This is a genomic window from Natrinema sp. SYSU A 869 (assembly GCF_019879105.1).
Classification (GTDB): Archaea; Halobacteriota; Halobacteria; order Halobacteriales; family Natrialbaceae; genus Natrinema.
In genome coordinates this window covers 3591402-3617128 of sequence record NZ_CP082249.1, presented here as the reverse complement: position 1 = coordinate 3617128, position 25727 = coordinate 3591402, and the positions used below count along the sequence as shown (strand labels likewise).

The window sequence follows — 25727 nt, the reverse complement described above, 5'->3', positions numbered from 1 at the left end:
GCGTAGAGACACCCGTCGTTGGGGGCGGTCGTACCTCTCTATGAAAGAGCCAACCTGCAAACTCGTCTGTACCGGCTGCGGGCTCGAGATGCCGTACCGGGAGCGGTCGCTGGCCGAACAGGCCGCGGAGCTGCACCAGCTTCGCGACCCCGAGCACGTGACGTTCATCGTCCCGCCGGACTGGTCACCGGAGGAGCCAGTGAAACACTAGGATCCGCTCGAGTATCGACCGTCGGGTCGAACTCGTGGTTTGGTGGTTCGTCCGGCAGGTCGGAACGGCACTAGCGCGGACCGACAGGTACTTACTCGATTCGTGAAAACGAAGTTGTGAGCGCGGGTAGCCAAGCTAGGCCAACGGCGCAGCGCTTAGGACGCTGTCCCGTAGGGGTCCGCCGGTTCGAATCCGGTCCCGCGCACTAAACGAGTTCTCGAGCGGAGCGAGAAACGAGTGAGGGAGCAGGACTGATTCGAGCCTTGGAAACCGAACGAAGTGAGGTTTCTTCCGGTTCGAATCCGGTCCCGCGCCTTCTCCGCTAATAACTTCGTGAACGAAGGTTGGAGATGAACCGGTGACAGCCGGTGATGGTCGGTGACATTGTCGGCTATTATAATAGAGGAACTTGGTTTCGAGGCAATGTTGTCAGCTACTACGAGATAGTCGGTTAGTTCTGGACATGGTAGTCGATACACTATAGTAGCCACTGGAAGTCAATGCACACCCGATCGCACAACGGCTATGCAATCGGCGTGTAAATCATTTCAGTTGTTACTATAGCGGTACTGGATCGATTTGGAATCTCCGTGCGGAGGACACGCCGATTTGAAATGAACTGCAAGAGGGGATTACAGGGGTTTTTGTGACATCCTCCCGCGCCTAAAGACGCGGGCCTCCCACCCGGTGTTGGCCGGGCAGGTCAATCCTGACGGTTGGGAGTCTACGGTTTGCGACCGACGGCGCTGGCTCTGCCACGAAGCCGTTACTCCTACCGCGTTGACGGCTCGGAGGTGTCTTGTTTTGTGTCGGTCGGCGCGGTCGGCTCACTTGTTTGATTTCGGCTCGCGCCGTGGCAAACACCGAGTCAACTGCCAGTTCTCCGCGCACAAGAGGTGTATAGTGGGGTCGAACAATCAAGCTTACGGCGCGTATTCACGGCCTGAAGGCCGTGGTATTGCGCCTGTTCATCAGTATAAACTGGTCACGGTCTGAGAATTGTGGTCTCTGACCACTGGACGCACGGATGAATTGCGTCTCAAAACAAAAGATGCCACTGGGGTGAGAATCCATCACTCCGAAAGTTAGCGCGGCCTTCGCGACTGGCGGCATTGCCCTGATAGGACAGGGGAATCCAGTTGGCTGGGTGTTCGTCGCCGTCGCGATCGCCGCATCGACCGAGGCACCGCGTGACGAATAACGCTGGCCGCTATGACGGCCGGCGTATTGCCGTTCTTTTATCGCTGATGTAGGCGGTTGGTCATGATACGGTGGGTGCCTACGGATAAGAGTAGTACTACCACCACCAAAAAGTATTGCTATATTTTCTCTACGCGGACTTTCCTAGAGAACTCCTAGTGAGAGCGATCGATCACGCCGTATCTCCGGCGCTAGGGAACGCAGAGTCAAATGCTCAAGACTGCGGGCCTGAGGACGCGGGAGTAACGATGTCTCTGTTTGTGTGCACGTAGAGATACGTGCTGTTATCGATATCTGATTCGAATCCGGTCCTGCGCCTTCTCCACAAGCGGCTTCAGACGGAGGAATCCAGCCTCAACCAGCCGACACCCTCATCACCTCTCGAGCAGTCACGACCGAAACCCGAGAGACAACATCACTCGAGCGACACGATTACACGACCGCGTTCGAGAGCCACCGAGCAGCACTCACCGCGGGGTGTAGCGTAGGCTGCCACCGATTGAAGTCGAATGACGTGCGAAAGACGCACGTCAGACGCTCCATAACGCTTATTCGCGCAGGACCGGGTTGTAGTATCAATGGCCGGGTTAGACGACGTGTTCGGGGATATCTTTGCGAGTGTTGATGCTGTCGTGCTCTTTTCGCCGAGCGGCTCATACTACGAGCGATTCACGGCTGTCGATGATCTCGACGTAGTCGTTGTTGGGACCGAAAACGCAGTCGGCGCGGAGACGTTCGTCGAGCTCCCCCTCGAGTTCGAGGAGATCACCGATCGGATCCGCTTTGGCCTCGAGGGAGCCCTAGAACAGGGCGTGATCGAGGGCGGTGATGACCTCGCGTGTGCGACGAGCGTCTTCAGCGATGGGATCGATACGGTTTCTCGAGTTCGGGCGGACATAGAGACGCAGACGGGAATTTACGATCTGTTCGTCAAATCCCGGGCGGACCCGGAGGTCGTCAAGGCGGTCCTCGAGTTGGCGATCGAACTGGGACAGAAGGGCCAGAAGGGGAAGCCCGTGGGTGCGCTGTTCATCGTCGGCGACGCGGGGAAGGTGATGAACAAGTCCCGTCCACTTTCCTACAACCCTTTCGAGAAGTCCCACGTCCACGTCGGCGATCCGATCGTGAACGTCATGCTGAAGGAGTTCTCACGTCTCGACGGCGCGTTTATCATCTCCGATGCAGGCAAGATCGTCTCGGCGTATCGCTACCTTGAGCCGTCCGCAGAGGGGATCGACATTCCGAAGGGGTTGGGTGCGCGACACATGTCTGGCGCTGCGATCACGCGGGATACGAACGCGATCTCGATCGTCCTCTCCGAGAGTGACGGTCTCGTCCGGGCGTTCAAGGCCGGTGAACTTATCCTGGAGGTCGATCCGGAGGCGTACTGATATGGTAGAGTGGCAGCCGTTCCTCAATGAACCGGCCGTTATAGCGGCGGCGGTACTCGCGCTCGGTCTCGTCGTCGGCTATCTCGTCGGCCGGCTCAACGAAGAATTGCTCTCGGCATCGGGCGTTCCGGAGGCCGTCGAGGGAACCCCCTTCGAGCGGACGGCACAGTCGATCGGTACGTCGACGGTCGAGATCGTCGCGCGGCTGAGTTCGTGGTTTATCTATGGAATCGCAGTGTTGACCGCGATCCACATCGCGCAGTTACTGGACACGGACGCCTTCTGGCTCCGCGTCACGGAGTTCATCCCGCAGCTGTTTATCGCCGTCCTCGTACTCATCCTCGGCTTTATCGTCGCGGACAAGTCCGAACTGATCGTCAGCGAGTATCTGCGGGGCGTCAAGCTCCCCGAGGTGTCGATCATCCCGAAGGTCGTCAAGTACTCCGTTCTCTACGTTACCTTCATCATCGCGCTCGGTCAGGTCGGCGTCCACGTTCTCGCACTGCTGATCCTGCTGACGGTCTACGCCGTGGGTATCGTCATCGTCGGCACCGTCGCCTTCAAGGACTTCCTCGTCTCGAGTGCCGCCGGCATCTACCTGTTGCTCAACCAGCCCTACGGGATCGGTGACGAGATCCGGATCGGGGACCAAACAGGGATCGTCCAGGAGGTCGACCTGTTCGTTACCAAGATCGAGAACGACTCGGAGGAGTATATCGTCCCGAATCGGAAGGTCTTCGAGGACGGCATCATCCGGATGCGAGACTGATACGGACTACTGTAACGATTTACCGGCGCAACCCGTCCGCTCTGGGGTTGCGCTGGCAATGACTTACAGTAGACCGTATGACGCGACCGGAGACGAACGGCTACTCGAGCGACAAGCCGGCGTGCCAGCGGTCGACGCCGGCCTCGCGTTTGACGGTGTCCATTTTCGCGAGAAGGTGAGTCGCGAGCGTTGCGGTTTCGGCGGCGCGGGACTCGCCTTCAGTACGGAACTCGCCGGTCTCGCGGTTGGCGTAGACGGTACAGACCGCGCCCGCTCGGAGGCCGTACAGGTTCGCGAGCGTTAGGATAGCGCTGGCCTCCATCTCGATGTTTTTGACGTTCGCTGCTTTGAGTTCGTCGACCAGGTCGTCGGCTCCGGCGGCCTCGAACCCGTCGAAGCCGGGTCGTCCCTGGCCGGCGTAGAACGAGTCCGCACTCATCGTGACGCCGGTGTGGTAGTCGTAGCCGAGTCGCTCGGCAGCAGCGACCAGCGCCGAGACGACCTCATGGTCCGCAGCGGCTGGGTAGTCCTCGCGGACGTACTCGTTGCTCGTCCCCTCCTGGCGGACCGCACCAGTGGTGATGACCAGATCGCCGACAGCCATCTCGGGCTGGATCGCGCCACAGGAGCCGACCCGAACGAACGTGTCGACGCCGACACGGGCCAGTTCCTCGACGGCGATCGCAGCGGAGGGACTGCCGATGCCGGTGGAGGTGACTGAGATCGGCGTTCCTTCGTACGATCCCGTCGCCGTCCGATACTCGCGATGGTGAGCCCGGATCTCGTGGTCGTCCCAGAAGGCGACGATTTTCTCGAGGCGTTCGGGATTCCCGGGGAGCAGTACGGTATCCGCTACGTCCTCGGAGCCGACCTCGAGGTGGTATTGGACATCGGAGTTCGGGTCTTCGCTGTCGTCGATATCGTCGCCGGTCATTCGGTCCTGCGGTTCGGTCCGGCGCGGTATATAACTGCAGGGCGCCCGTAGCGAGGGTATGGCCGACGCAGACGAGCACGAGACCGCGGGGGCCGACGAGAGCAACGATATCGTCGGGAACGAGGACGCTGACGGAAGCAGTGGAACCCTCACCGACACCTACGTCGCCGCGATCCAGCACGAATTGGTCGATCTTCCCGCCGATGCAACCCGGGTCGGCGTCGTCCGCAAACCCACGTCGTGGTTTCACGGCACTGTCGACGAGAACCTGCCCGAACTCGGCCCGCCAGCGGACCTGCTCGAGACGTTCCGCCAGCGCGAGGAGGACATGAAGATGCAGGGCCTCTGCGAGGAGGGCGCCCACAACGCCGCGTGGGACGAAGTGGGGTTCGAGGACGCGTATCAGGAGTACCTCGAGGAGTCAGCCGACGCGCAGGCGGCAATCGACGACCTCGAGTCGCGCTTGGCCGCGGGCGAGTCGCTGGCGCTGGTCTGTTTCGAGAACACCGAGAAGAAGCGGTGTCATCGGACGGTTCTCCGGGACGTGCTCTCGGACGGATCTTCGGAGTGATCGCGGCGAGCGGATCGACGGCCGTGTTTATCTGATATGATGAGAAACCGAATCGTATGATCAAGAGCCCGCGGCTTTTCGGCGCATTGTTTCTGCTATTTCTCGGCTACTCCGCCGTCAAATCAGGCTCGGTGGCGCTCATCCTCTTCATCGGACTCATCCCCGCGCTATTTCTGGCGCAGGTGATACTGGACCGTACCGAATCGGACAGCAGCGAGTGACAGCCCCGGTCTCACACTCTCACTCGACTATTCGAGCGTGTCCTGTGAGATCGTGTTCGGCAGGAGTTCGCCGAGAGTGTACTCAGTTACCTCGTCGTCCCCGTCGTCACAGAGCACGACGAGGTCGTCGTCGCAGAACTCGGAGAGGGTCTGGCGGCACATGCCACAGGGAGTGACGCCGTCGCGGCGGTTTGAACTCACGGCGAGTCGCGAGAACTCGCGGTGGCCGTTCTTGACCGCCTCGGCGATTGCGACCTCCTCGGCGTGGAGGCTGTTGCTATAGTTCGCGTTCTCAAGGTTACAGCCGACGAAGACCTCGCCGTCTTCGGTTTCGAGGGCGGCACCGACCCGGTAGTCAGAGTAGGGAACGTGTGCCCGGTCTTGGATGTCGCGAGCGGCGTCGATCAAGTCGTTCATGCGGATCGGTTCGGCGAGGGGCCACCAAAGGATGTCGACTGCTTACCGGCTCCTCTCGACTGCCGTCTCGATGACCGTTCGTGCTTCGGCGACGAGTTCGTCGACCGATTCGCTCTCAGCGTAGAGACGCACATAGGGTTCGGTGCCGCTCGGTCGGACGAGCAGCCACGAAGCGTCCTCGAACTCGAGGCGGACGCCATAATCCGTGTTGACTGTCGCGTCCGGAAACGTCTCGGGGAGGTCCGTCTCGAGGGCGGCCATCGTGTCGACTTTGGCCGCGTCCGGACACTCGACACTGACCTTTCGGTAGGGCCGTTCGGTGACCGGCTCCCGGAGCCGATCGGTGGCGCCGGCGTCGGCGACGAGCGCGGCGACGACTGCGGCGCTGGCGACGCCGTCGATCCAGCCGCCGAAGGCGGTGTGGATGTGCTTCCAGGGTTCGGCGGCGAAGACGATCTCCGTGTCGTCGGTCCCGGCAGCGCGTTCGCGGGCGACTCCCTCGTGGAGCGCTCCCAGCCGGACGCGTTCGACCCGGCCGCCGGCCGCACGGACCCGTTCGTCGATCCGAGCGGAGGCGTTGGGTGTCGTGACGACGACGGGGTCGCCGACATCGCTCGCCGCCGTGTAGTGGGCCGCGACGACTGCGAGGACGGTATCCTCGTGAATGATTTCGCCGTCAGGGCCGAGGACGACGAGTCGATCGGCGTCACCGTCGTGGGCCAGCCCGAGATCGAAGTCGACGCTCGCGGTTTCACCGCCGTCTCGCGGCTCAGCCGCTCGACGGTCCGCGGAACTGCGTTCCGCGCTACTCGCGTGGTTCAAGGCGCGTCGTGCCTCGCTACCCTCCGCGAGAAAGTCGGTGAACTCCGAGAGCGTCTCGGGCGTCGGTTTGCTCCCGCGCCCGGGGAAGTGACCGTCGACGGAGGCATTGACGGCGACAACTGTCCCGCCGAGTCGCTCGAGAATCTGCGGTGTCGCGAGCGCGCCGACGCCGTTCCCGCAGTCGACGGCAATCCGAAGGCCCTCGAGCGGTTCACTTGCTGACGATTGCTCGCCGTCCTGGGTTTGACCGCCGAACTGCTCCCGGACGTACGTCTCGACGGCGGACCAGTACTGATCGAGCACCGAGAGTCCCTCGGCGTCGCCCCACTGGTCCCAGCGGGCGAGCCGGGAATCGTCGCTCGCGACCCGGTCGTCGATGATTCGTTCGGCGTCGCTGTCGTACTCGACGCCGTCCGCGAAGAGTTTGATGCCGTTGTCCTCGGGCGGGTTGTGACTCGCGGTGAGCATCACGCCCCGTCGCCCCTGCGAGGCGAAGGCGAGCGCCGGCGTTGGTACCTGGCCGACGCGGCGGACATCCGCGCCGGCGCTCTCGAGGCCGGCCTCCATCGCCGCTGCGAGTGCCGGGCCCGTCTCCCGGCCGTCGCGACCGACGACGACTGTTTCCCCGGGTTCGCCCGCAGCCTGGCCGACGGAAAGCGCCAGCGATGGCGAGACATCCTCGACCGGGCCACGGATTCCTGCGGTCCCAAAGAGCGTCATATCCACCCGTTCCGTAAGGAACCACTTAGAAACATTGCACTCACCGCTGTGCCGACGAGACTAGCAGCCTCTGGCCGACAGAAACAGCTACTCGGCGGGCAGGTCGTCGATCAGAACGACGGCCTCGCCGTCGATCACGGTCGCATCGTCGTCCTCGTTGCGGACGACCGTCTCGAGTCGATACTGATCGTTGCCGAGGTCTTCGACGATTTCGACACGGGCCGACACCTGGTCGCCGATACCGACGGGCCCACTGAACTCGAGATCCTGCGAGAGGTAGATAGTGAGTCCGGGGAGTCGAGCCAGGGCGGCGCTGATGAGTCCGGAGACGAGGGTGCCGTGGACGATGCGCTCGTCGAAGCGGGTCTCGGACGCGAAGTCATCGTCGAGGTGGAGCCGGTTCGTATCGCCGCTAACCGCGGCGAAGGCCCGGACGTCATCGTCGGTCAGCGCCTTCTCGAACGTGACGGTGTCGCCGACGCTAATCCCCTCGGGATCGTCGACGGTGCGATCGAACTGCCAGTTGAGATCGGAGTGATCAACCGATGGGATTGGCGGAGCGACCCTGTTCGCCTCCGAGTCAGTTTCGCCGTCGTCAGGTGGAAGCATCGCAGAGACGGCGGCACGGTTCGCCGCAGTTGCAGTTCGAAGAAATCCTCGCGTCATAGCCGACCACGCGTTCGTCATGGCAGCGAGGTTGTCTTCGCCAGCGTTCTGGTGGGGCATCTATGGGCGGTAAGTGTGGTGTGTATATGACTTCTTTGACTCTCCCAAGACCGTTTTACCGTGCCAAATATCTGGTAATGGCCTATTAGAGCCTCTATTACGCCCGTTTCTGCCATTCAAATTGGATTGTCGCGTTCACTGTTCGGTCCCGATCGTCGTTCATCCCACCCCGCTCCTCGGTGGATCGATCCAGGGATAACCATCTCATGGCATTAGATGGTATCTAGTGGAAAGGCTTATTATGTCTGCGAGCCAATGTACTGTTGATGACGGACGACACCGACCGGTCGGCCTGGTTCCCGCCTGCGATGTTCACCGAACAGATGCAGGAAGCGGGCGAACAGGTCGCCGAATCCCAGCAGGAGATGATGAAACAGTTGCTGCAGGCCACGTCGGCGAATCCGCTCGAGAACACGTCGGCCTTCGGGCCGATGAATATGGGCACAGCGACGTTCAAGGCCCGCGTCCAGAGCGGCGGTCGGATCAGCATTCCCGGTCCCGAACGGGAAGCCCTCGACATCGAGGAGGGCGATATCGTCCAGACGATCGTCGTTCCCGTCAAACGCAACCGAGAGGACCAATCATGAGCCAGAATCCATTCACCGCAGTACTCAACGCACAGCGCACCGCACTCGAACAGTCCCAGAGCCTGACCCACGACGCCCTCGAGGCCCAGCAGACCTCGATCAGCGCCTTCGCTGACGCCGTCGAGACCTCGAGCTCGTTCGCCGAGTCCAACGCCGAGCTGACCAAGGGCGCAATTCACGCCTACTTCGACGCCCTCGAGGCGTCCCTGCCCGAGGAGGCGGCCGACTTCGGCGAACTCCGCGAGCTCGTCGACGAGGGCTTTGACTCGGCCACCGAGGCCCAGTCGCAGTCGATCGACGCCTACCTCGAGGCGCTCGAGGAGTCGGAAGTCGCCTACGAGGAGTTCACCCAGAGCTACGCCGAAGTCGTCGACACGTCATTCGACGCGGCGCTAGAAGCCCACGAGCAGGTCGAAGAGAATGTCGGCGTCGTCGCCGAAAACGTCGAAGAGGCGGCCGACGAGTTCGACGTCTCGGCGTAAATCCGGGCTCAATTTTTATCGTTCACCGTCAATTTTCACCCATGTCAGATTCACAACCCCCGATGCAAGACTGGAACGCGTTCGCCGAACAGTGGAACGAACAGTTCCTCGAGGCGCTCGAGGACAATATGGAAGCCCAGGCGCAGTTCGTCGAGAGCTGGTCCGAGACCGTCGGCGAGGTCAGCGAGGACAACGAAATCTCCGACGGCGTCGAGGGCTACGCCCGCGCCTATGAGACGTGGATGAACGCCTCTCAGCAGATGGTCGAACGGATGAACGACCAGCTCGAGGGCGAGGACGTCGACGTCGAGGAATTCCGTGACATCTGGCTCAACACGGCCAACGAGGCGTTCAAGGACGTCATGTCGACGACCGCCTTCGCCAAGATGACCGGCGAGACCGTCGGCGATGTCCTCGAGATGCAACAGCAGGCCGACGAGGCCGCCCAGGAGACGCTCCGCTCGCTCGGCTTTGCAACCCAGGACGATGTCGTCGAGATCGGTGACCGCCTCGTCGAACTCGAGCGCCGCCAGCACACCGTCGAGCAGAAACTCGACCGCGTTCTCGATCACCTCGAAGACGAGCAATGAACAATCCCTTCGCAACCACACTGAACATGCAACGGCAGGCCTGGGAGGCGACCGCCGACCTGGCCGAGAAGACGCGGATCGCCCCCGAGCGCACCGAGACCGTCGAAAACATCGACGTCGGACAGACGCCCAGCGAGGTCGTCTATGAGGAGAACAAACTCGAACTCCTCCACTACGAGCCGATGACGGAGGAGCAACACGACATCCCCATCCTCATCGTCTACGCGCTGATCAACAAGCCGTACATTCTCGATCTCCAGCCCGACCGCTCGGTGGTCCAGACGCTGCTCGAGGCCGGCTTCGACGTCTACCTGATCGACTGGGGCGAGCCGTCGAAACTGGATCGTTCGCTCTCCATCGACGACTACGTCAACCGATACATTGACAACTGCGTCGATGTCGTCCGCGAGCGCTCCGGCCAGGACTCGATCAACATCCTTGGCTACTGCATGGGCGGCACGAAGGCGGCCATGTATGCCTCGCTATACCCCGAAAAGGTCGAGAATCTGGCCCTGATGGCCGCCGGTCTCTGTTTCGCCGGCGACGGCGGTGTCCTCGAGCTCTGGGGCGGCGAAGAGTACTATGACCCCGAAGCGGTCACCGAAACGTTCGACAACGTCCCCGCCGGGTTCTTAGACGTCGGATTCGCGCTGATGGATCCCGTCGCGAACAACGTGACGAAGTACGTCCGGTTCTACGACAACATGGAGGATGAGGACTTCGTCGAGAACTTCGCTCGTATGGAGCGCTGGCTCGACGAGGGCATCGACATGGCAGGCGAGGCCTACGAGGAGTTCATCCGCGACATCTACCAGGACAACCAACTCTACGAGAACGAACTCTACCTGGGCGGCGAACACGTCGATATCACCAACATCGACATGCCTGTCCTCCAGATCGTCGCTGAATACGACCACCTCATCCCACCGGAGGCCTCGAAACCGTTCAACGACGTGATCGCCGCCGATGACACCGAGATCCTTGAGTTCGCAACGGGCCATATCGGGATGTCCGTCTCCTCGCGGAGCCACGACGAACTCTGGCCACAGGTTTCCGAGTGGTTCGAGGAGCGATCGAACGGGACCGAGGTCGAATCCGAACCGGAGACGCCCGAATCCGAGGCGGCGGACGCCGCCCTCGCTGAGGACGTCGAAGGCGACGAAACGGGCACCGAAGACCTCGCGGACGGCGGCTCGAGCGTGGAAATAGACTCGAGTCCAGATTCAGACGCGGACCTCGACGTGGAAACCACCGACCGGGCGGACGAGGAAATCGCCGAGCGCGGCGAAGGCGATATTCAGGAAGAACCGGCAGAGCCGGGCGAGATGACCGTCGACGAGGACGTCGTCGAAGAAGTCGCGGGCGAGGAGGCCGCGTCCGAAATCGAGTCCGAGACCAACGATCTCACCGATCTCCGGGGCGTCGGTCAGGCGTACGCCGAAGATCTCACCGCGGCCGGTATCGAGACCTTCGACCAGCTCGCCGCGGCCGACGTCGCCGAACTCGCCACCGAGACCGGCATCTCGCCGAGCCGACTCGAGGACTGGATCGAACAGGCCCGAGAGCGGTAGTGTCGGTTTCGCGACCCAATTGATTGGGTTCCTAGTACCCACTCGAGGGCGGCAGTTCGATCGTTCTGTCACTCGTCGCTATTCGTGCCGGAGACGGCGATTCACTGGTGTGACTGATCCGTAATCGGCTCTCCTGTCTTCAGCCGACTGGCATCCGTCGGGTTATTATCGGCCTAATTGTACTGATAACTAACAGGTCGTTATTTATCACCGGACGTCGAATGTGTGAGTCATGTCCATGGATGGTCGTACCTGCGTTATCACGGGCTCAGCGAAGGGGATCGGTCGTGGTATCGCCGAAAACTTCGGTGAAGAAGGGGCAAACGTCGTTATCAACTACCGGACCTCTGAGGGTCCCGCCTACGAGGCCGTCGACGCCATCGAGTCCGCCGGCGGTTCAGCCGTCGCGGCACAGGCGGATATCTCCGATCGTGCGGACGTCGAGCAGATGGTCGAAGTCTGCCATGAGACCTTCGGCCCAGCGGACGTTCTCGTAAACAATGCCGGCATCACGGCCGATAAGCAGTTTACCGAGATGTCCCGCGAGGAGTGGGACCGCGTGATGGACGTCAACCTCGGCGGCATGTTCAACTGCACCCAACTGTTCTACGACGACATCTGGAACGCCGAGGAGGGCCGGCTGATCAACATCTCGAGCGTCGTCGGCAAACAGGGCAACTACGGCCAGGCCAACTATGCCGCCGCAAAAAGCGGGATGTTCGGCTTCACGCGAACGATCGCACTCGAACTCGCCAAAGGTGGCTCGACGGCCAACTGCGTCGCGCCCGGCTTCACCGCCACAGACATGGTCGAGAGCGTCCCCGACAAGGTCCTCGACCGGATCATTGCAGGTATTCCGCTCGAGCGGCTGGCCGAAGTCGAGGACGTCGCCGCGGTAGTCCGATTCCTCGCGAGCGAGGACTCATCGTACGTGACCGGCGAGGTGATCGACGTCAACGGTGGAATGGACCTCTAAGCCCGACTCAAGCGTCGATCTTTCTTAAAAAATGGCTATACGATGTGAGTTAGTAATAGCGAGCGTCGCGTGAACGCGAGTTACCGTTGTTCGTCGCTCGTTTCGCTGCTCACTTCCTCGGTTCGCGTCTTGTTTTCCGGCGGTTCTGGCGGTTCGAACACTGCGATGAGAAGCTTGACTGCTCGCATCTCGAGGAGGTCTTCGAGACTCCGTCGCGAACGGAGTCCGATAGTCGCCAAGACGGTGGCGGTGAGATGGATTCCGACCAGCAGGAGACTGAGCGACCCGCTGAGTCCGAGCATGATGAGCGAAACCGCGACGGTGGGGAGTACGAAAAAGCTCGTCGCTGCGAGCGGTCGGTCACGAACTGCGTTCCCGACACGAGTCACGACCTTGGTGATGGCAGACGTTGGCATCGCGCCCGTCGCGCCGTCCAGTACGCGATCGAGGATTTCAATAAACGGACCGATCACTTTGGTCTCACGGAGATCGATGACGATAATGTCCGGCTCTGGCTCCGTCGTGAGCCATCGATAGCCGACCGATGATGTCGCATACCGATAGAGTGTCGCTCCGAGGGCTGTGATTCGTGCGTTCGAGGCAACTGTCTGTACTCGCGTACTCGTGGCCGTTATCGCGGATCGAAGTGCCGATCCGCTCGCGATCGTCTCGAGCACTGACGGCGATGGCGTAGCGGTCGTCTCTTCAGATACTGAGACGCGAGAGTCGGTTTGCCAGCGGGATAGTGATCCGAGCCGTGAGCGTTCGATAGCCGTCCGCATTCGATCGGCTATCTTCCGTCCGACCCGGACGACTGCTGATCCATCGCGTGCGTTGGTGCTCATTTGTGATCGCTACTACTCCATCTGTGTGGCCGTTCCGCTGACGGTCGTCGTCCCGAAGTCGAGGACCACGGTATCACCGGTCTGGAGCGAGTCACCGTGGAAGCGTACGCCAGTATCGGTCCGTCGCGTCTGCAACTCGACGAGTCGGTCGATATCGAACTCGTTGAAAATCCTCGGAGTGCCGAGACAATGGTCGAGAACTTCGAAGTCGATACGTCACGAGCGAACGAGATACTCGGATGGAAAGCACGTCACACAGTTGAGGAGTCCGTACGAGAGCTATTACAACAGAACGCATAAATCTGGGCAATAGCTGCACTATGCTCGGGATTTACTTGGTTGACTTCAACTATTCAATCCTATAGAGGCCCCGAATAATAATGAGTTCACAAAACAGTTCGACGGAATTGCTTCAGCAACTGGAATTGAAGCAGTATGAGGCCACAGCGCTTGCCAATCTACTAGGAGCAGGCCGGACAACCGCTCCTAGTGTGTCCGAGGCGACTGATATCCCCAAAGCACGGGTGTATGATGTCCTCGATTCGCTTGCCGATTACGGGTTCATCAAGGTGATTCCTGGCCGGCCAAAGCAGTATCAACCAAAATCACCGGAAGCAATCCTCGAACGGGCAAAGGAGAATCGACGTCAACAATACGAGGACTACTGCAACGAGGTTGAAGGGGCGCGTGAGGAATTCCTCGAAGAGTTCGGACCGCGTTACGAACAGGCCGACGAGGAAGTGACGCCGACAGCCGAGTTGTTTTCCGTCGTTGATGTCGGTGATCCGAGCGAGACGGAAACTCGGCAACTCTACCAGAACGCGGTGGACGAAGTCTATGTTATCACGAACAGTTTCGCATACTTTGACGATGTCGAGTCAGCGGTGAAGAACGCACTCGAACGTGGTGTTGATGTCTCGGTATTGTTCCTCGATCCGGGAAAACTTCCGGAAACGAAGGCAACCGTGCAAGAAGATATCGTCGACCGAATCACGTCCGAATATCCTGAAATCGACAACCGGTTTAGTGAGGCAGTACTTCCCTGGCGTGGAACATTCATCGATCCGAGCATGACTTATGATTCAGGAAAAGCGATCTTCCTCGTCGAGGAGACAGATGTTCCTAACCATCAACGGCAGGCCGCAATTACGGAGAACGGATCCTTTGTTGCTGGTATGAAACGGTACTTCGATTTGATATGGGAGTATGAAATTTCGGACAAATCCAGCTCAAAGAATCCACATCCATGAACGACTGCTCAAACCGAGACTATGACGCTATCATCTAAGTGGAACTGGAAGGGTCGAGGGGCCAGGAGCAGGATGGTCTAAGTATTGGGCGAGCAGCAAGTCACAGTCATCGAGCTCATAAGGGCCTTCTGTGAGCCAAAACAAGCAGTTTCGTCGACAAGCAACGCTATTGATTTCTCCAATTCACTCAGATCAAGACCACCGCGTGATAAGTCATTTTACTAAGACTAGGTATAATGCAGATCACTTCCTCATCTCTCCGAGTCACGCTCAGACTAGATTTGCATATTAAACTGGTCAATCAAACTACCGCGGATGGGACTGAAAGGGGCGACTGGCTCGAGGTGCGAGACGACGCAAGCACTGAAGCGACCGAAGGGAGCAAAGCGCGCAGCGAGTCACAGCCCTCGAGCCAGTCGGGGCTTTCTGGATATAGTCAAACGAGCGGTTTCATCAGTACGGGATAATGCTATTTGTCTCCCTTGAGCTCACTCGCATCGAGCTCCCCTCAAGATACGCAGCACCCGACTCAGAGAGAACATAGAACCCTCGAGAGGGGCGATCGACCAGCCCGTACGAAGCGAGTTTCCGACACCGAGCTCCGATATAGTCGTTGTTCCGATCGATTTCGTCCGCAATGGATTTCGGTGTCCCAGCACCGTGTGTTTCGAGGTACTCGAGGATCTCATCATCCGCCCGCGTCATCCACTCAGCTCGCTTTCGCATCTGTATAGCACTGCTAAAGGGAGTTGTATCAAACTACGCCGTAGCATATCTATAGGCGGCCTCTACATCGTTCTAAAACTGTATTACCTCTTAGAAGATATGCGAAGCATAGTTTTATGTTGGAATAATATATAATATTAGCTAACGGGACGAAACACGGGTCTAAAAGCGAGGATCACGTGAAAAGCGCAACCCGGTGGTGGAGTCACCGAGTCCGCGAAAAGCTCCCGTAACACGACTACGGAAGCCATGTCAGACGACGATACACGGGGTTATGAAAGCCCCGACCGACGGGACGAATCACAGCAGCCGACCACCTACCGAACAAGTCTCGAGGCCGTTGACACCCACGCAACCATTCTCCTCGAGAAAGTCATCAACGACGACCAACTCGAGTCAGATGCCCGCCGCGCGGCGAAACGCCATTGCCGCGAGCTCCGGGCGGAACTCGAGTGTCTCCGACGTCACCTCCCCGAGACGGACGAGCGACAGGCCTCGAGCGACGGACGGGTGGGCGGGATCACGAAGGTCGATGGTCCCTTCGGGGCACTACGCGAGGCATCGCGACGGGACGACCGGGAACCCGACGACCGACGCGAGCGCGAAGACACCTCACATGACGAGGGACGAGATCGATGAGTCCGTCATCCCTCGACGAAGACCAACTCGAGACTGCGACCCTCGAGAATGATCTTCTCGAAACCCTCATCGAAGAACTCCAGACCCTCCGCGCGGAAAACGAACGACTCACGGCCCGTATCGACGACCTCGAGCAGTCGGTCGACTCACTCGAGTCCCGGACCGAGACTCTCGAGACCGACCACACCGAAGTCCAAGACTGCCTCGAAGACCACCAACAGGACCTCGAGCGAGTTGAGTCGCTCGCGAAGGCCACGCGCAATCGGACGGGGGCGAACAAAGCACGCCTCGAGGAACTCCAGGCACGCGAACTCGAGAAGGGGGCACATCTCCGCGAATCGAACGCCGACGTCCACGAACTCGACATCGCCGCCGACACGCTCGAGCGGTTCACCAAGACGGACGGGCGGGCGTACTACCGCCTTCCGGATCACGAGGATCCGCTGGACCGAGGGAACGACGTCGCGCTCGCACACGGTGACCTCCTGCCGATCCAGCAACTCGCGCGTATGGACGAGGACATGCGTCGCTCGACCGCAAATGCGCTCCCGACGCGACTCGCCGCGAAGCTCTGGCAGGCACGAACCGACTCGACCGTCGGCGACGATCCCTGGAAACCCGGCACTTCGGGCGTCAGAGAGTACCTCGAGGCGAGCGACCTGAAACACTGGATCCGACGCCAAGAACAGGGGATCAGCGAGACCTATGCGAAGAAACTCGTCTCGCGAACGATCGACGCGATCCTCGAGTGCGCTAACCACCGGCTGGCGGTCCGTAAGCGAACCCAGCGGAAGAACGGGCTTGAGTACACCGAACGGCGACTCGTCCTCCCGGCGGACGCCGAGATTCCGGGTGAGACGACAACCGACGCCGATCAGGCCCCGGAGACAGCTGACGTCCACGGCTAACCGAGGACACCCCCGAGTGCGTCCCCTCGAGAGAGCCACCATCTTCACAGGATACCTCCGAACCGACGCCCTGTGAGCGGTCGATTACGTGGTCGGTAGCCGTGGGTCTTCCCCTCGAGCAGTCCTCGGCAGTTATCGACGGAGACGACCCTCGCGGGGCTATCCGAAGACGACGGCTGTCCACGGACGAACTTGTACGGAGTGCTACCGCGAGAACCAGCCGCGAGTTCGTCGCCGAAACTACCACCGCGAACTCACAGAACGACGGTTTCGAGCCCCTCGAGGACCTCGAACCCCTCGAAGTCCGGATCCCCGGAGTAGAGCGTGTGACAGTCGTCGTGGATCGCCGCGGTCGCGAGGTGGATCGTATCGGCGTAGGAGAGCTCTCGTTCGCCGGGCTCGTAGCACTCGAACCGAAGCTCGGCCGCGTATTCGCCGATGTCGTCGATCACTGGGATACTCTCGATGTGGTCGTAGTCGCGGATCGGTCGAATCGCTTCGTCCGCCGTCGCCTCGTCTTCGATGCTCCGAATTCGATACGAGACCTCCGCGAGAACGGTCGGGGCGATGAGCCCGCCTTCGTCGGCCGAGTTGGCTCGTTCGATGGCCGCCTCCGCGGCGGCCGCATCGTCGCCGTCGAAACGAACTCCAGCCACACCCACGAGTCGAGAAAGATCACGACTGGTTCTCGCGACGATCATGCGAACTCCATGCGGCCTTCGATTCCCGACGCATCTCCTCGAGGTCGATGTCGTGCGCCGAGAGCGTCCGCTGGACGTCGCGAAGCCGTTCCATCGCAGGCCTTTTGGGTCGGATTTCGAGTCCGCCATCGTCACCGAGCACGAACTCCACCTCCGTCCCTTCCTCGAGCTCGAGTCTGTCGCGGATCCGTTTCGGGATGGTGACCTGGCCTTTGCTCGTGATACAGACCGATAGCGCATACCCGCGTCTTTAGGCGCGGGTCGAGCGGTAGGTGTAGTGCGTCACCCCACCGTAATTCATCCAGTCTGATACAGACCGATAGCGCATACCCGCGTCTTTAGGCGCGGGTCGAGCGGTAGGTGTAGTGCGTCACCCCACCGTAATTCATCCAGTCTGATTTCCCAATCGAAGCACTTGAATTGATACAAAGTGTAAACACACGCATGGAGGACCGCTTCGAAATCAACGGCCACGAAGTCATCGAAGGCGAGGTCAAGCCCACTGGAAACGGTGCCCACATCCTCGTCCCCAAAGACTGGCGCGGAGCCGACGTTAAAATCGTCCGCACCAGCGAACCCAACGACGAATAACTATGTCCGAACTCACGGAGACCCTCACTCTCAAACTCGTCAACCCCAACGCACACAAAGAGAGCAAACTTCGTGAGACACGCGACGAATACCAACACGCCCTCCACGAAGCGTTCACCCAAAATTGCGACACGCAAGGAAAAGCCAACGACGTGGTCGTCGAATACGACCTCTCAGGGTACGCGAAGAACGCGTTGAAACAATACGTCCCCAATCTCCTCGATGACAATACATATGGAGCAAAAGAACTCCGCGACGGAGACCATCCCGTGAGATTCACGAACGAGGGACCCGACCTCGACCACAAGCCACAGAACGCTATCGAGTGGTACGCGAAATACCTCATCATGAGGATTACCACCTGTGGCTCCCCGCACAACCCAAATCGAATCAGTGTGAGTGGCTCGAAGCTGTATACCACGGGGAGGCGGAGATGGGTGAGTGTCAACTCATCGAGCGAGAAGGAGAGTGGTATTTCCACGTGAGTGCGACGATGGAGGTCGAGCAGTCCAGTTCGGTGTCTGTCAAAGAGCAGACGCCGATTGGAGTGGATATCGGGGAAGCTGCGTTAGCCACGGTGTGTCACCGTACTGAGTGCGGCTCCCCGGCCAATCCAACACTCTGGAGCAGCGAAGGCAGAGAAGTCCGAAACCTCCACGAAACCTACTTCAGCGCCGTCAAACGCTTACAAGAACGCGACAGCGAACGACTCGCCGAAGAGTATGGTGATGCACTCTGGGCGAGAATCGATGATATCCTCGACAATGTGTCGAGTAACATTGTCGAATACGCTTGTCAGGTTGAGAATCCGGTTCTCATCTTGGAGAACTTGACCCATATCCGTGAGAACATGGATTACGGTCAATTCATGAACCGGCGGTTGCACGGGTGGGCGTTCGCGAAACTCCACGCGCAGATATCATACAAAGCAAAGGAACACGGTATCCCCGTGGAAACCGTGAATCCCGCGTACACGTCGAAGGAGTGCCATGCGTGTGGCGAGCATGGATACCGCCTGAGGCAGGCAGTGTTCAAGTGTTCGAACGCGGAGTGTTGGGTTGGGGAGTATCAGGCGGATATCAACGCCGCACTCAATATCATCAATCGATACTACGCCAGTTGTGAGAGCCACGTCCAAACAGATTCGGAGTGTTCATCCGACGAGAAGGGGGTGGCAGTGACATGACTGGCGACGGGGCGTGTTTGACCGCGCCACAAGACACTCACACTGACACGAACTCTATAGTAACCGTTAGAATTTTTCGCCCGTAGGTTGTTACTGTAGACAATGGACCATCTCGACGAGATTTCCGTTGAAGAACTCCAAGACGCCCTTGACAAGGTTGAGGGAAACAAGCCGACACAACGGTTGTTAGCGGCGATTGCGTACAAGAACGGCGTGACACAGACCGAACTTGCAGAGTGGCACGACACTGGTCGAAGGACGATCTACAGTTGGCTCATGCGACTCGATACGGACGAACCGCTTGAGCAAGCCGTCTCTGATGCTCACCGATCCGGGAGAAAACGAAAGCTCTCAGAAACACAGCAAGAAGAGTTTGAACAAACCGTTCACGAACCTCCCGAGGAAGTCGGGATCGACGCGCCGGCATGGACGCCGGCGCTCGTCCAGGAGTTTCTTGAAGAAACCTACGGCGTCGAGTACTCCTATCCGAGTTGCCGGCGGTTGCTCAAAGAAGCTGGATTGAGTTACCAAAAACCGCGCCGCACAGCCGACGAAGCCGAGGAATCCGACACAGAAGAGTTCCGTGACGAACTCAAAAAAAGCGAGCGGAGATGGACGCCACAGTAGTCTGCATCGATCAGACCAAGAAATCCGTCCAGGTTGAGCCGCGTGCCGCGTGGTTTCCGCGCGGCACGCGGCCGAGCGTCGAACTTTCTGGCCAACGCGACTGGACGTGTCTGCTCGGCGCGATCACCGAAGACGGCGAGTGCTTCTTCTCACGATTCACCGAGTACGTCACTGCCGATCACGCGAAACATTTCATTCTCGCGTTATGCAAAGAATTCGAAGAAGATCTAATCATCGTGCTCGATGGAGCGCCGTATTTCCAGGCATCGGCCGTCACGGACCTGGCGGCCCGTGACGACCTCGCCTTCGTCACGTTACCGGCGTACTCTCCTGAACTCAATCCGGTCGAAGAGTGCTGGCGACAGCTCCAAACGGCTCTCAGCAATCGGTTTTTTGACTCACTTAGCGAGTTAACAACGGCGATCGATACCGCACTTAATCAGCTCTCTGTACCAAAGGTGAGCAGTTATTTCTAACTCCTACTATAGCACCCAGTGGTTAGGCTCTGCGAGGAGGGAGTGGCTGACGTGTGAACGCATGCGTCTTGAAACCTCGAACACGTAACAGAAGCGACGCGGAAATCCCATGGTAGGATTCCACGGCCTTCAGGCCGTGGAGGAGGTCAATCTCCAGAGGCGACCCCAAATCGATCGTGGCTGAGTCATTTTCGAGGGGTCAGACGGCTGCTCTCAAGTCGCAGGTCGTCCCTCATATGTCTCGAGCCGTCGCTCTAGTTGTTCAATACGCGCAGTCTTTTCCACCAGGTGTGTCTCGAGGGTCGAGGTCTGCTTTCGAAGGAGGGAAAGCTTCTCTTTGAGATAGGCGTGTTCGCGATCCTTCGGCGACTCGACCTCTTGCGTCTGTGTTGTACTCGACCTCGTTTCGGACGGCTCGTAGAATTCAGAGGTATGCTCGATCGCTCGAGTAATAGTTTTTCACCATACGTGGAGCCGTCTGCATAGTGGACGTGAAACCACTTCGGGCGGTCTAGTTTGGATCGTCGAAACAGTCGGTCCACTTGGACGGCATGGCCACCGGTTCAGAACGCCAAGAGACAACAAGGGCCATATCTACCTCCAACTGACTCGTGTATCCGGTAATCGTTCCGTTCCAGAGACGTTTAACATGGGCGCTGCTACTCCAAGAACTGTCGTAACTGTGCGACGTAGGGGCTATTCTCCCAGCTGCGGTGTGGGCTGATCGACGCCAGTAGCGTTCGGGCCTCATCGTGGGTTATATGATCGTTTCGGGCGTAGTCACAGATGAGCCGCGGTGTCGGGACAATACGTGGACCCTGCAGTACTGCGTGGATGAGAGCGAAATTCGTCCCACCGAACTCGTCAGTCAGAAAACCATCAACATCGAGTGCGTTTGCAAGGACGATTCCATCGGTTTCGCCATCGTCAAGGCCGAACGTCGGCCGCGACTCGAGCGTGTCGGCTCGCTCATACGGGTCCTCAACCGTGTAGTAGTCGCGAGCTGTGAGGACGTTGGTCGCCGCGGCACCGTGGATATCCTGATACTGCGTGATGTTTCGAAGTTCTGTGATGACTTCCGGTGGTACGACTACGTCACACGAAGTGAGGAGATACTGGAGGGGGTCCGGGGCAGTGTCAGTATCGTATGCTGTATCGGCCCGCGGAACAGCGAGACTGACGAGTGCGCTCGTGTCGGCGACGACTGTCTGCAGGCGTGGGCCGCTCATCACTCGTCGCCATCGTCGGTATCGACCGTCGCCGCGTCATCGCCGTAGATATCGACATCGTCGGGAGCAGCGAGATCAAGCGGTTCGTCTTCAAGGTCCGCTTTCAGGAGACGGAGCCGCTGGGCGGTCTCAGCACCGACCAGTTGCTTGACCGTTTCGAACTCGAGTTGGTCGTCGTAGTACTTCGTTGCGACAAGTTCTTGAAACGTCTCGCTGTCGGCGGTCTCCTCGAGGTACTCACGGATGGCCTCGACGAGGAGATCCGTTCGATCCTTGTCGAAAAGGTCCGCGATCGCGTCAAGGCGCTCGACGAGATACTCCGGAGATTGGAAGTGGACTCGTCGAGGATCATCACTAGCACTCATTCTATGTGCATGTTCTGCACATAGTCGGATAACGGTTGCGGCGACCTGCACAGCGTTAGCTGTGAGTAGTTCGTGACCCGAGCCGTCATAGATACACCATCCACCATACTATAATAGACAGCAATCACACAGTCACTCAATGGACAGCCGCCAGCAGAGGTGCAAAAGGAGACAATGCTAACTCACCCGTTCCGTATTCCACGTATCCAACGTACTATCGATTGAAGTTGCGTCTCTGAGGACCGTTCTCGTTTCTCCTCTCTCACAACGCTCCCCTCATATGTCTTGAGCCGTCGCTCCAACTGTTCAATACGCGCGGTCTTCTCTGCCAGTTGCGTCTCGAGAGTCGAAGTCTGCTTTCGAAGGAGGGAAAGCTTCTCTTTGAGATAGGCGTGTTCGCGATCCGTCGGCGACTCGAACTCCTGCGTCTGTGTCTCGTTCGACCTCGTCTCGGACGGCTCGTAGAACTCAGAGGTGTGCTCGATTGCTCGAGTAATGGTTTTCTCACCATACGTGGAGCCGTCTGCATAGTGGACGTGATACCACTTCGGGCGGTCTAGTTTGGATCGTCGAAACAATCGGTCCATCTGGACAGCATGACCACCGGTCCAGAACGCGAGGAGACAACAGAGGGCCATATCTGCCTCCGATTGACTCGCGTATCCGGTGGTCGTTCCGTTCCAGAGACGTTCGAATTTATCTCCATTCGATGCGTTTCGCGCCTTTTCGAGGAGTTCGTCGTCCGAGAGAGGAGGATTCGAATCCGATTCTGGTGAAAGCGTCTCGTGACGGTCGTCATCGGTCTCACGAACGTATGTCTCGTGGACTTCCGTGAGTTCGGCCTGTCGTGATTCGACTCGCGTCGGCATTCCCGAAACGTGATCGCCAGTGACCGTGAAGTATCGGGCGTGGTCGTACATCTCGACGTGACCGCATCGGTTGCGACCGTCGGGGAGTTCGCCGGTAACCAGAATATGGTAGCCGGTTCCTGACGGTGAGCTCTCCGTATACGAGTCTAATCGATTGATGATGCGCTTTGCTCGCTCGGTCGGCCGGCCAGTTTCCGGATCGCGACAGTCATCGAGATCGACGCCGACGACCGGATCGTCGCTCGTGAACACGAATCCGAGACCATCGACTACCGCCTGATTCGAATCCAAGTACCCGAGAGCGGTCTCGAGAGTGCACCACGTCTGGTCATTCGTCGTCGATGCGAAGCGCCCCGTCTGCGGGTCAATCGGGATCTTCGTTGGCTCTCCGTTCCGTTCGGCTTGCTCCCAGCAGATCCACTGATCTCGAGCGCACAGCGTTTCCGGAATTGCGTTTTCGTCGATCATATCTTTCAGTCAGAGTATCCTCGAGAACTCTGACCGCCACCCTTGGTGCGGTCAGAAACATCGTCGGCGGTATCGCTAGAGTGGCCCGGTAACTGGGACTGAGACTGTGATTTCGGATCGAAGTCGATAACCTCTTTTTCGTTATCCAGCGCCCGAACTTCGATACCGCGCCACTCGCCGTCGACGCCGACGAGGGCCTCCGAGTAGCCCGCCAGATCGTTTCCGGGGACGGCGTCCTGGATGAACCGCATCTGTGCGGAATTGAGTCCGAATTCGTCGGCCCACTCGCGGTCCATTCCGTCGAGGTGGTGGAACTGCTTGATTGCACACTGGTCGATGATCGCCTCTGACTCGGGATGCTGAAAGAACTCGTCGACGGTCTGTGTGACGAGGCGAATCGAGAGATCGTGATGGCGGTGATGCCGAAAGACGATTTCGAGATACTCGAGACTCGCTGCGTCTTGCATAATGTAGCGGGCCTCGTCAATAACGAAGACGACCTCTTTGTCCGTCTCTTTCGCTCGCTCGTAGACCGCCGAGATCAGCAGTTGCATGATGAGGCTCGTACTGCCGCCGAGACTCCCCTCTTGTTGGGCGAGATCGAGATAGATTACCTTCTCGTCACGGATATCGAACTCCGTTTCCCGTCCGAGATTCTCGTACCGGCCGCCCTCGTCAAAGGATCGTAACTGGTCGATGAGCCACGTTGCGTCCTCGCGGATCTTGGTCGCCTCCTCGTGAGTGCGGACGACGTGTTCGTCAGGGTCGTCGACCATCCCCTCGAGAATATCGAGGGTGTCACGCATTGTCGGACTCTCGTTGTGGTGTGTCGCGATATCGTCGGTGATTCCCTTGTGGTCGTAGGCGCTCTCGATCGCCGTCTCGAGCGTCGTTCGTCGATCGCCGAGTCGAATCCCGCGGAGGGCGAAGTAGTTCGAGAGGAAACTCATGACGCTATCGAGCTTTTCTCGGTAGGGGCTAGCATCCTCGCCCATCGCTCGCTGTACCCGTTCGGGCGTCGGCTTGATTTCGAGTGGGTTCAGACCCATGTTCCCACCGATCGTAATGCGCTCACCGCCGAGGGCTTCGGCGACGCCTGCCCAGTTATTCAGCGGCTCCAGGATGATCCCGATGCGATCCTCGCTGTGTTCGATCGAGCGGATGAAGTTCTGCTTCGCGCCGAACGATTTACCCGAACCGGGATCGCCGATCGTGAACATCGCGTACCCGTTTTCTCGAGCGAACGGGTCGATCACGACGGGGCTCTGATTCCGCCAGTGATCGCCGAATTCGACGCCACCGTCCTCGAGGATCGTCGCATTGTGTGGTGACGCTAACAGCGCACCGATGGCCCCGCCGAGTGCAGTCGCCTCCCGGCCGAATGGATTGGGGCCGATCGGTGCCGCCGCCTGAATCGCGAGATCTTGCTTGCAGATGGCCGTCTTCGGTGAGAGCCCTGCTGGTTCCTCGCGGAGGCGACTCTTGACGGTGCGGACGGCATCCCGAAGCTGGTCACGGGTCGCTGCACGGATCGTGATGAACGTTCCCTGGTCGAACACGCGACTGCCGTTCTCAACGCTCTTGTAGGTCGAGACCGCCTCGACCGCTCGCTCCTGAAGGTACGCACCACGCACGCTCTGCTCAAGGTCTGCGTCGGCTCGGAGATCGTCTGCGACCCGCTGGAGTTCGTCACGTGCCTGTTGCTGATCCTTCGGCGTGATGTGGTCTCGCAACTTCACGGCGATGCCCACGCCCTCGAGGTCATCGGCAACATCCGCAGTAACGCATCCGTATCGAGAACGAATCCGATTACACGACAATGGAGACGACGCCACCGCCGACGATCGCGAGGCCGCCGAGGCCGAAACAGACGACCCAGAACGGGACTCGATCGACGACTCGCATGAGGGCGTCGATCGTGAGATAGCCGACGACGGCGCTGAGCGCGAGCGCGGCCAGGGCGGGTCCGAGTCCGATACCGGGGAGGCCGCCGGCACCCGCGACGGTGAGCGCGGCCGCACCGCAACTCGCGGGGATCGAGAGCAGGAAGGAGAGTCGGAACGCCGCCGGCGGGTCGTAGCTGCGAAACAGCAGCGCGCTCGTCGTGACGCCCGATCGAGAGATGCCGGGCAGGATCGCGACGCCCTGAACGGCACCGACCAGCACAGAATCCAGCAGTGTCGGCGCGTCGCGGATTCCCATCGAGACCGACTCCGAAGCCAATTGCAGAGCTCCCGTCAGAACCAACAGGACGCCGATGACGGCGATGAAGACGCCACCGGTGAGCTGTCCGGCGAGGTCAACCGCGAACACGTACAGCGGGATCCCGACGACGCCGGTCACGAACGAGGCAACGACGATGTATGATGCAATCGCGTTCTCGCCGGTGTAGGCGCTGGCGGGTCGCCAGCCGGGCACTGCGCGCAGGGCCGTCGCAATGTCTTCGCGATAGTAGGTCGCCGCCGAGAGGGTCGTCCCGAGTTGCAAGAAGAGCGCGAGTTGTAGCGCGACGTCGGGATCCGTCCCCGCGAACGTCAGAAACAGCGCCAGATTGCCCTGGCTCGAGACAGGGAGCCACTCGACGATCCCTTGGACAATCCCGGCGAATATCGCGACGATGAGTTCCGCGCGGTTCACTGGTGAAAGTGGGAGAACACGA

At 59.5% G+C, this 25727-nt stretch carries 28 protein-coding genes, 1 tRNA gene and 1 pseudogene; 17 read left to right on the top strand and 13 right to left on the bottom strand.

The genetic code is table 11. The features are described from left to right. The first annotated feature begins 40 nt into the window (after window positions 1–40). The 4 genes from K6I40_RS26145 to K6I40_RS26130 all read left to right on the top strand — a co-directional run bounded on the left by K6I40_RS26145 (window position 41) and on the right by K6I40_RS26130 (window position 3571). On the top strand, window positions 41–211 hold the full coding sequence (locus K6I40_RS26145) for a hypothetical protein (protein ID WP_222918317.1): 171 nt from the start codon (window positions 41–43) through the stop codon (window positions 209–211). Between the two features lie 120 nt (window positions 212–331). Continuing rightward, window positions 332–416: transfer RNA gene (locus K6I40_RS26140), tRNA-Leu, on the top strand. Between the two features lie 1573 nt (window positions 417–1989). Beyond that, the gene (gene dacZ / locus K6I40_RS26135) at window positions 1990–2802 is read left to right on the top strand and encodes a diadenylate cyclase DacZ (protein ID WP_222918316.1); all 813 of its coding nucleotides are present in this window, start codon (window positions 1990–1992) and stop codon (window positions 2800–2802) included. 1 nt (window position 2803) lies between these two features. Continuing rightward, a complete protein-coding gene (locus tag K6I40_RS26130) occupies window positions 2804–3571 on the top strand; it encodes a mechanosensitive ion channel domain-containing protein (protein WP_222918315.1) in 768 nt (255 codons plus the stop codon). A 100-nt stretch (window positions 3572–3671) separates the two neighbouring features. Here K6I40_RS26130 and K6I40_RS26125 read toward each other — a convergent pair whose 3' ends face one another. Beyond that, window positions 3672–4505: a nucleoside phosphorylase gene (locus K6I40_RS26125; protein WP_222918314.1), complete on the bottom strand. Its 834-nt coding sequence runs from the start codon at window positions 4503–4505 to the stop codon at window positions 3672–3674. A 58-nt stretch (window positions 4506–4563) separates the two neighbouring features. Between K6I40_RS26125 and K6I40_RS26120 the strand changes: the two genes are divergently transcribed. Both K6I40_RS26120 and K6I40_RS26115 read left to right on the top strand, forming a co-directional pair. Then, entirely contained in the window at window positions 4564–5076 is a 513-nt protein-coding gene (locus K6I40_RS26120) for a DUF488 domain-containing protein (protein WP_222918313.1), read from the top strand. A 56-nt stretch (window positions 5077–5132) separates the two neighbouring features. Next, entirely contained in the window at window positions 5133–5297 is a 165-nt protein-coding gene (locus tag K6I40_RS26115; protein WP_222918312.1) for a hypothetical protein, read from the top strand. 27 nt (window positions 5298–5324) lie between these two features. Here K6I40_RS26115 and cdd read toward each other — a convergent pair whose 3' ends face one another. The 3 genes from cdd to K6I40_RS26100 all read right to left on the bottom strand — a co-directional run bounded on the left by cdd (window position 5325) and on the right by K6I40_RS26100 (window position 7982). Further along, complete coding sequence (gene cdd, locus K6I40_RS26110; RefSeq protein WP_222918311.1) at window positions 5325–5714, bottom strand: cytidine deaminase; 390 nt, start codon at window positions 5712–5714, stop codon at window positions 5325–5327. 42 nt (window positions 5715–5756) lie between these two features. Further along, window positions 5757–7256, bottom strand: coding sequence for a phosphomannomutase (locus K6I40_RS26105; protein WP_222918310.1), 1500 nt, complete (start codon window positions 7254–7256; stop codon window positions 5757–5759). A gap of 87 nt (window positions 7257–7343) precedes the next feature. Continuing rightward, window positions 7344–7982, bottom strand: coding sequence for a MaoC family dehydratase (locus K6I40_RS26100; RefSeq protein ID WP_222918309.1), 639 nt, complete (start codon window positions 7980–7982; stop codon window positions 7344–7346). A 266-nt stretch (window positions 7983–8248) separates the two neighbouring features. Between K6I40_RS26100 and K6I40_RS26095 the strand changes: the two genes are divergently transcribed. From K6I40_RS26095 to K6I40_RS26075, 5 genes are all read left to right on the top strand, one after another. Next, window positions 8249–8569, top strand: a complete 321-nt coding sequence (locus K6I40_RS26095) for an AbrB/MazE/SpoVT family DNA-binding domain-containing protein (protein WP_222918308.1) — start codon at window positions 8249–8251, stop codon at window positions 8567–8569. Beyond that, window positions 8566–9051, top strand: coding sequence for a hypothetical protein (locus K6I40_RS26090; RefSeq protein WP_222918307.1), 486 nt, complete (start codon window positions 8566–8568; stop codon window positions 9049–9051). The genes K6I40_RS26095 and K6I40_RS26090 overlap by 4 nt, the downstream gene beginning before the upstream one ends. 41 nt (window positions 9052–9092) lie before the next feature. Continuing rightward, on the top strand, window positions 9093–9641 hold the full coding sequence (locus K6I40_RS26085; RefSeq protein ID WP_222918306.1) for a poly(R)-hydroxyalkanoic acid synthase subunit PhaE: 549 nt from the start codon (window positions 9093–9095) through the stop codon (window positions 9639–9641). Then, window positions 9638–11212 (top strand): class III poly(R)-hydroxyalkanoic acid synthase subunit PhaC, encoded by a 1575-nt coding sequence (gene phaC / locus K6I40_RS26080; RefSeq protein ID WP_222918305.1) that lies wholly within the window; start codon window positions 9638–9640, stop codon window positions 11210–11212. Before K6I40_RS26085 ends, phaC begins: the two co-directional genes overlap by 4 nt. A 232-nt stretch (window positions 11213–11444) precedes the next feature. Further along, window positions 11445–12188 carry a beta-ketoacyl-ACP reductase gene (locus K6I40_RS26075; RefSeq protein WP_222918304.1) on the top strand — a complete coding sequence of 248 codons (744 nt, stop codon included), beginning with the start codon at window positions 11445–11447 and terminating at the stop codon, window positions 12186–12188. Window positions 12189–12268: 80 nt separating this feature from the next. On the opposite strand, the gene K6I40_RS26070 is transcribed toward K6I40_RS26075, so the two are convergent. After that, window positions 12269–13033 (bottom strand): hypothetical protein, encoded by a 765-nt coding sequence (locus K6I40_RS26070; protein ID WP_222918303.1) that lies wholly within the window; start codon window positions 13031–13033, stop codon window positions 12269–12271. A gap of 12 nt (window positions 13034–13045) precedes the next feature. After that, a complete protein-coding gene (locus K6I40_RS28785; RefSeq protein ID WP_255681880.1) occupies window positions 13046–13168 on the bottom strand; it encodes a hypothetical protein in 123 nt (40 codons plus the stop codon). A 245-nt stretch (window positions 13169–13413) separates the two neighbouring features. Between K6I40_RS28785 and K6I40_RS26065 the strand changes: the two genes are divergently transcribed. From K6I40_RS26065 to K6I40_RS26055, 3 genes are all read left to right on the top strand, one after another. After that, the gene (locus K6I40_RS26065) at window positions 13414–14283 is read left to right on the top strand and encodes a helix-turn-helix domain-containing protein (protein WP_222918302.1); all 870 of its coding nucleotides are present in this window, start codon (window positions 13414–13416) and stop codon (window positions 14281–14283) included. A gap of 975 nt (window positions 14284–15258) precedes the next feature. Continuing rightward, entirely contained in the window at window positions 15259–15648 is a 390-nt protein-coding gene (locus tag K6I40_RS26060) for a hypothetical protein (RefSeq protein ID WP_222918301.1), read from the top strand. Continuing rightward, complete coding sequence (locus tag K6I40_RS26055) at window positions 15645–16556, top strand: hypothetical protein (RefSeq protein WP_222918300.1); 912 nt, start codon at window positions 15645–15647, stop codon at window positions 16554–16556. Before K6I40_RS26060 ends, K6I40_RS26055 begins: the two co-directional genes overlap by 4 nt. A 254-nt stretch (window positions 16557–16810) precedes the next feature. Here the strand turns inward: K6I40_RS26055 and K6I40_RS26050 are convergent, their stop codons facing one another. Next, a complete protein-coding gene (locus K6I40_RS26050; RefSeq protein ID WP_255681879.1) occupies window positions 16811–17212 on the bottom strand; it encodes a PIN domain-containing protein in 402 nt (133 codons plus the stop codon). A gap of 19 nt (window positions 17213–17231) precedes the next feature. Beyond that, window positions 17232–17399, bottom strand: coding sequence for a hypothetical protein (locus tag K6I40_RS26045; protein WP_255681878.1), 168 nt, complete (start codon window positions 17397–17399; stop codon window positions 17232–17234). 302 nt (window positions 17400–17701) lie between these two features. Here K6I40_RS26045 and K6I40_RS26040 point away from each other — a divergent pair, with 302 nt between their 5' ends. The 3 genes and pseudogenes from K6I40_RS26040 (at window position 17702) to K6I40_RS26030 (ending at window position 20137) form a co-directional block, all read left to right on the top strand. Beyond that, window positions 17702–17848, top strand: coding sequence for a DUF2080 family transposase-associated protein (locus K6I40_RS26040; protein ID WP_222918299.1), 147 nt, complete (start codon window positions 17702–17704; stop codon window positions 17846–17848). A gap of 2 nt (window positions 17849–17850) precedes the next feature. Then, window positions 17851–19120, top strand: a pseudogene (locus K6I40_RS26035) (transposase). 16 nt (window positions 19121–19136) lie between these two features. Further along, a protein-coding gene (locus K6I40_RS26030; protein ID WP_222918298.1) for an IS630 family transposase occupies window positions 19137–20137 on the top strand; the annotation gives its coding sequence in 2 pieces (ribosomal slippage) (window positions 19137–19629 and window positions 19629–20137; 1002 coding nt in all). A gap of 659 nt (window positions 20138–20796) precedes the next feature. On the opposite strand, the gene K6I40_RS26025 is transcribed toward K6I40_RS26030, so the two are convergent. The 5 genes from K6I40_RS26025 to K6I40_RS26005 all read right to left on the bottom strand — a co-directional run bounded on the left by K6I40_RS26025 (window position 20797) and on the right by K6I40_RS26005 (window position 25705). Beyond that, entirely contained in the window at window positions 20797–21366 is a 570-nt protein-coding gene (locus K6I40_RS26025; protein WP_222918297.1) for a hypothetical protein, read from the bottom strand. Further along, complete coding sequence (locus K6I40_RS26020) at window positions 21366–21731, bottom strand: ribbon-helix-helix domain-containing protein (protein WP_222918296.1); 366 nt, start codon at window positions 21729–21731, stop codon at window positions 21366–21368. Before K6I40_RS26020 ends, K6I40_RS26025 begins: the two co-directional genes overlap by 1 nt. Before the next feature lie 182 nt (window positions 21732–21913). After that, window positions 21914–23068: a hypothetical protein gene (locus K6I40_RS26015; protein ID WP_222918295.1), complete on the bottom strand. Its 1155-nt coding sequence runs from the start codon at window positions 23066–23068 to the stop codon at window positions 21914–21916. A gap of 5 nt (window positions 23069–23073) precedes the next feature. Then, window positions 23074–24807 (bottom strand): transferase, encoded by a 1734-nt coding sequence (locus K6I40_RS26010; RefSeq protein ID WP_255681877.1) that lies wholly within the window; start codon window positions 24805–24807, stop codon window positions 23074–23076. Between the two features lie 70 nt (window positions 24808–24877). After that, the gene (locus tag K6I40_RS26005) at window positions 24878–25705 is read right to left on the bottom strand and encodes an undecaprenyl-diphosphate phosphatase (RefSeq protein WP_222918294.1); all 828 of its coding nucleotides are present in this window, start codon (window positions 25703–25705) and stop codon (window positions 24878–24880) included. Window positions 25706–25727 lie beyond the last annotated feature (22 nt).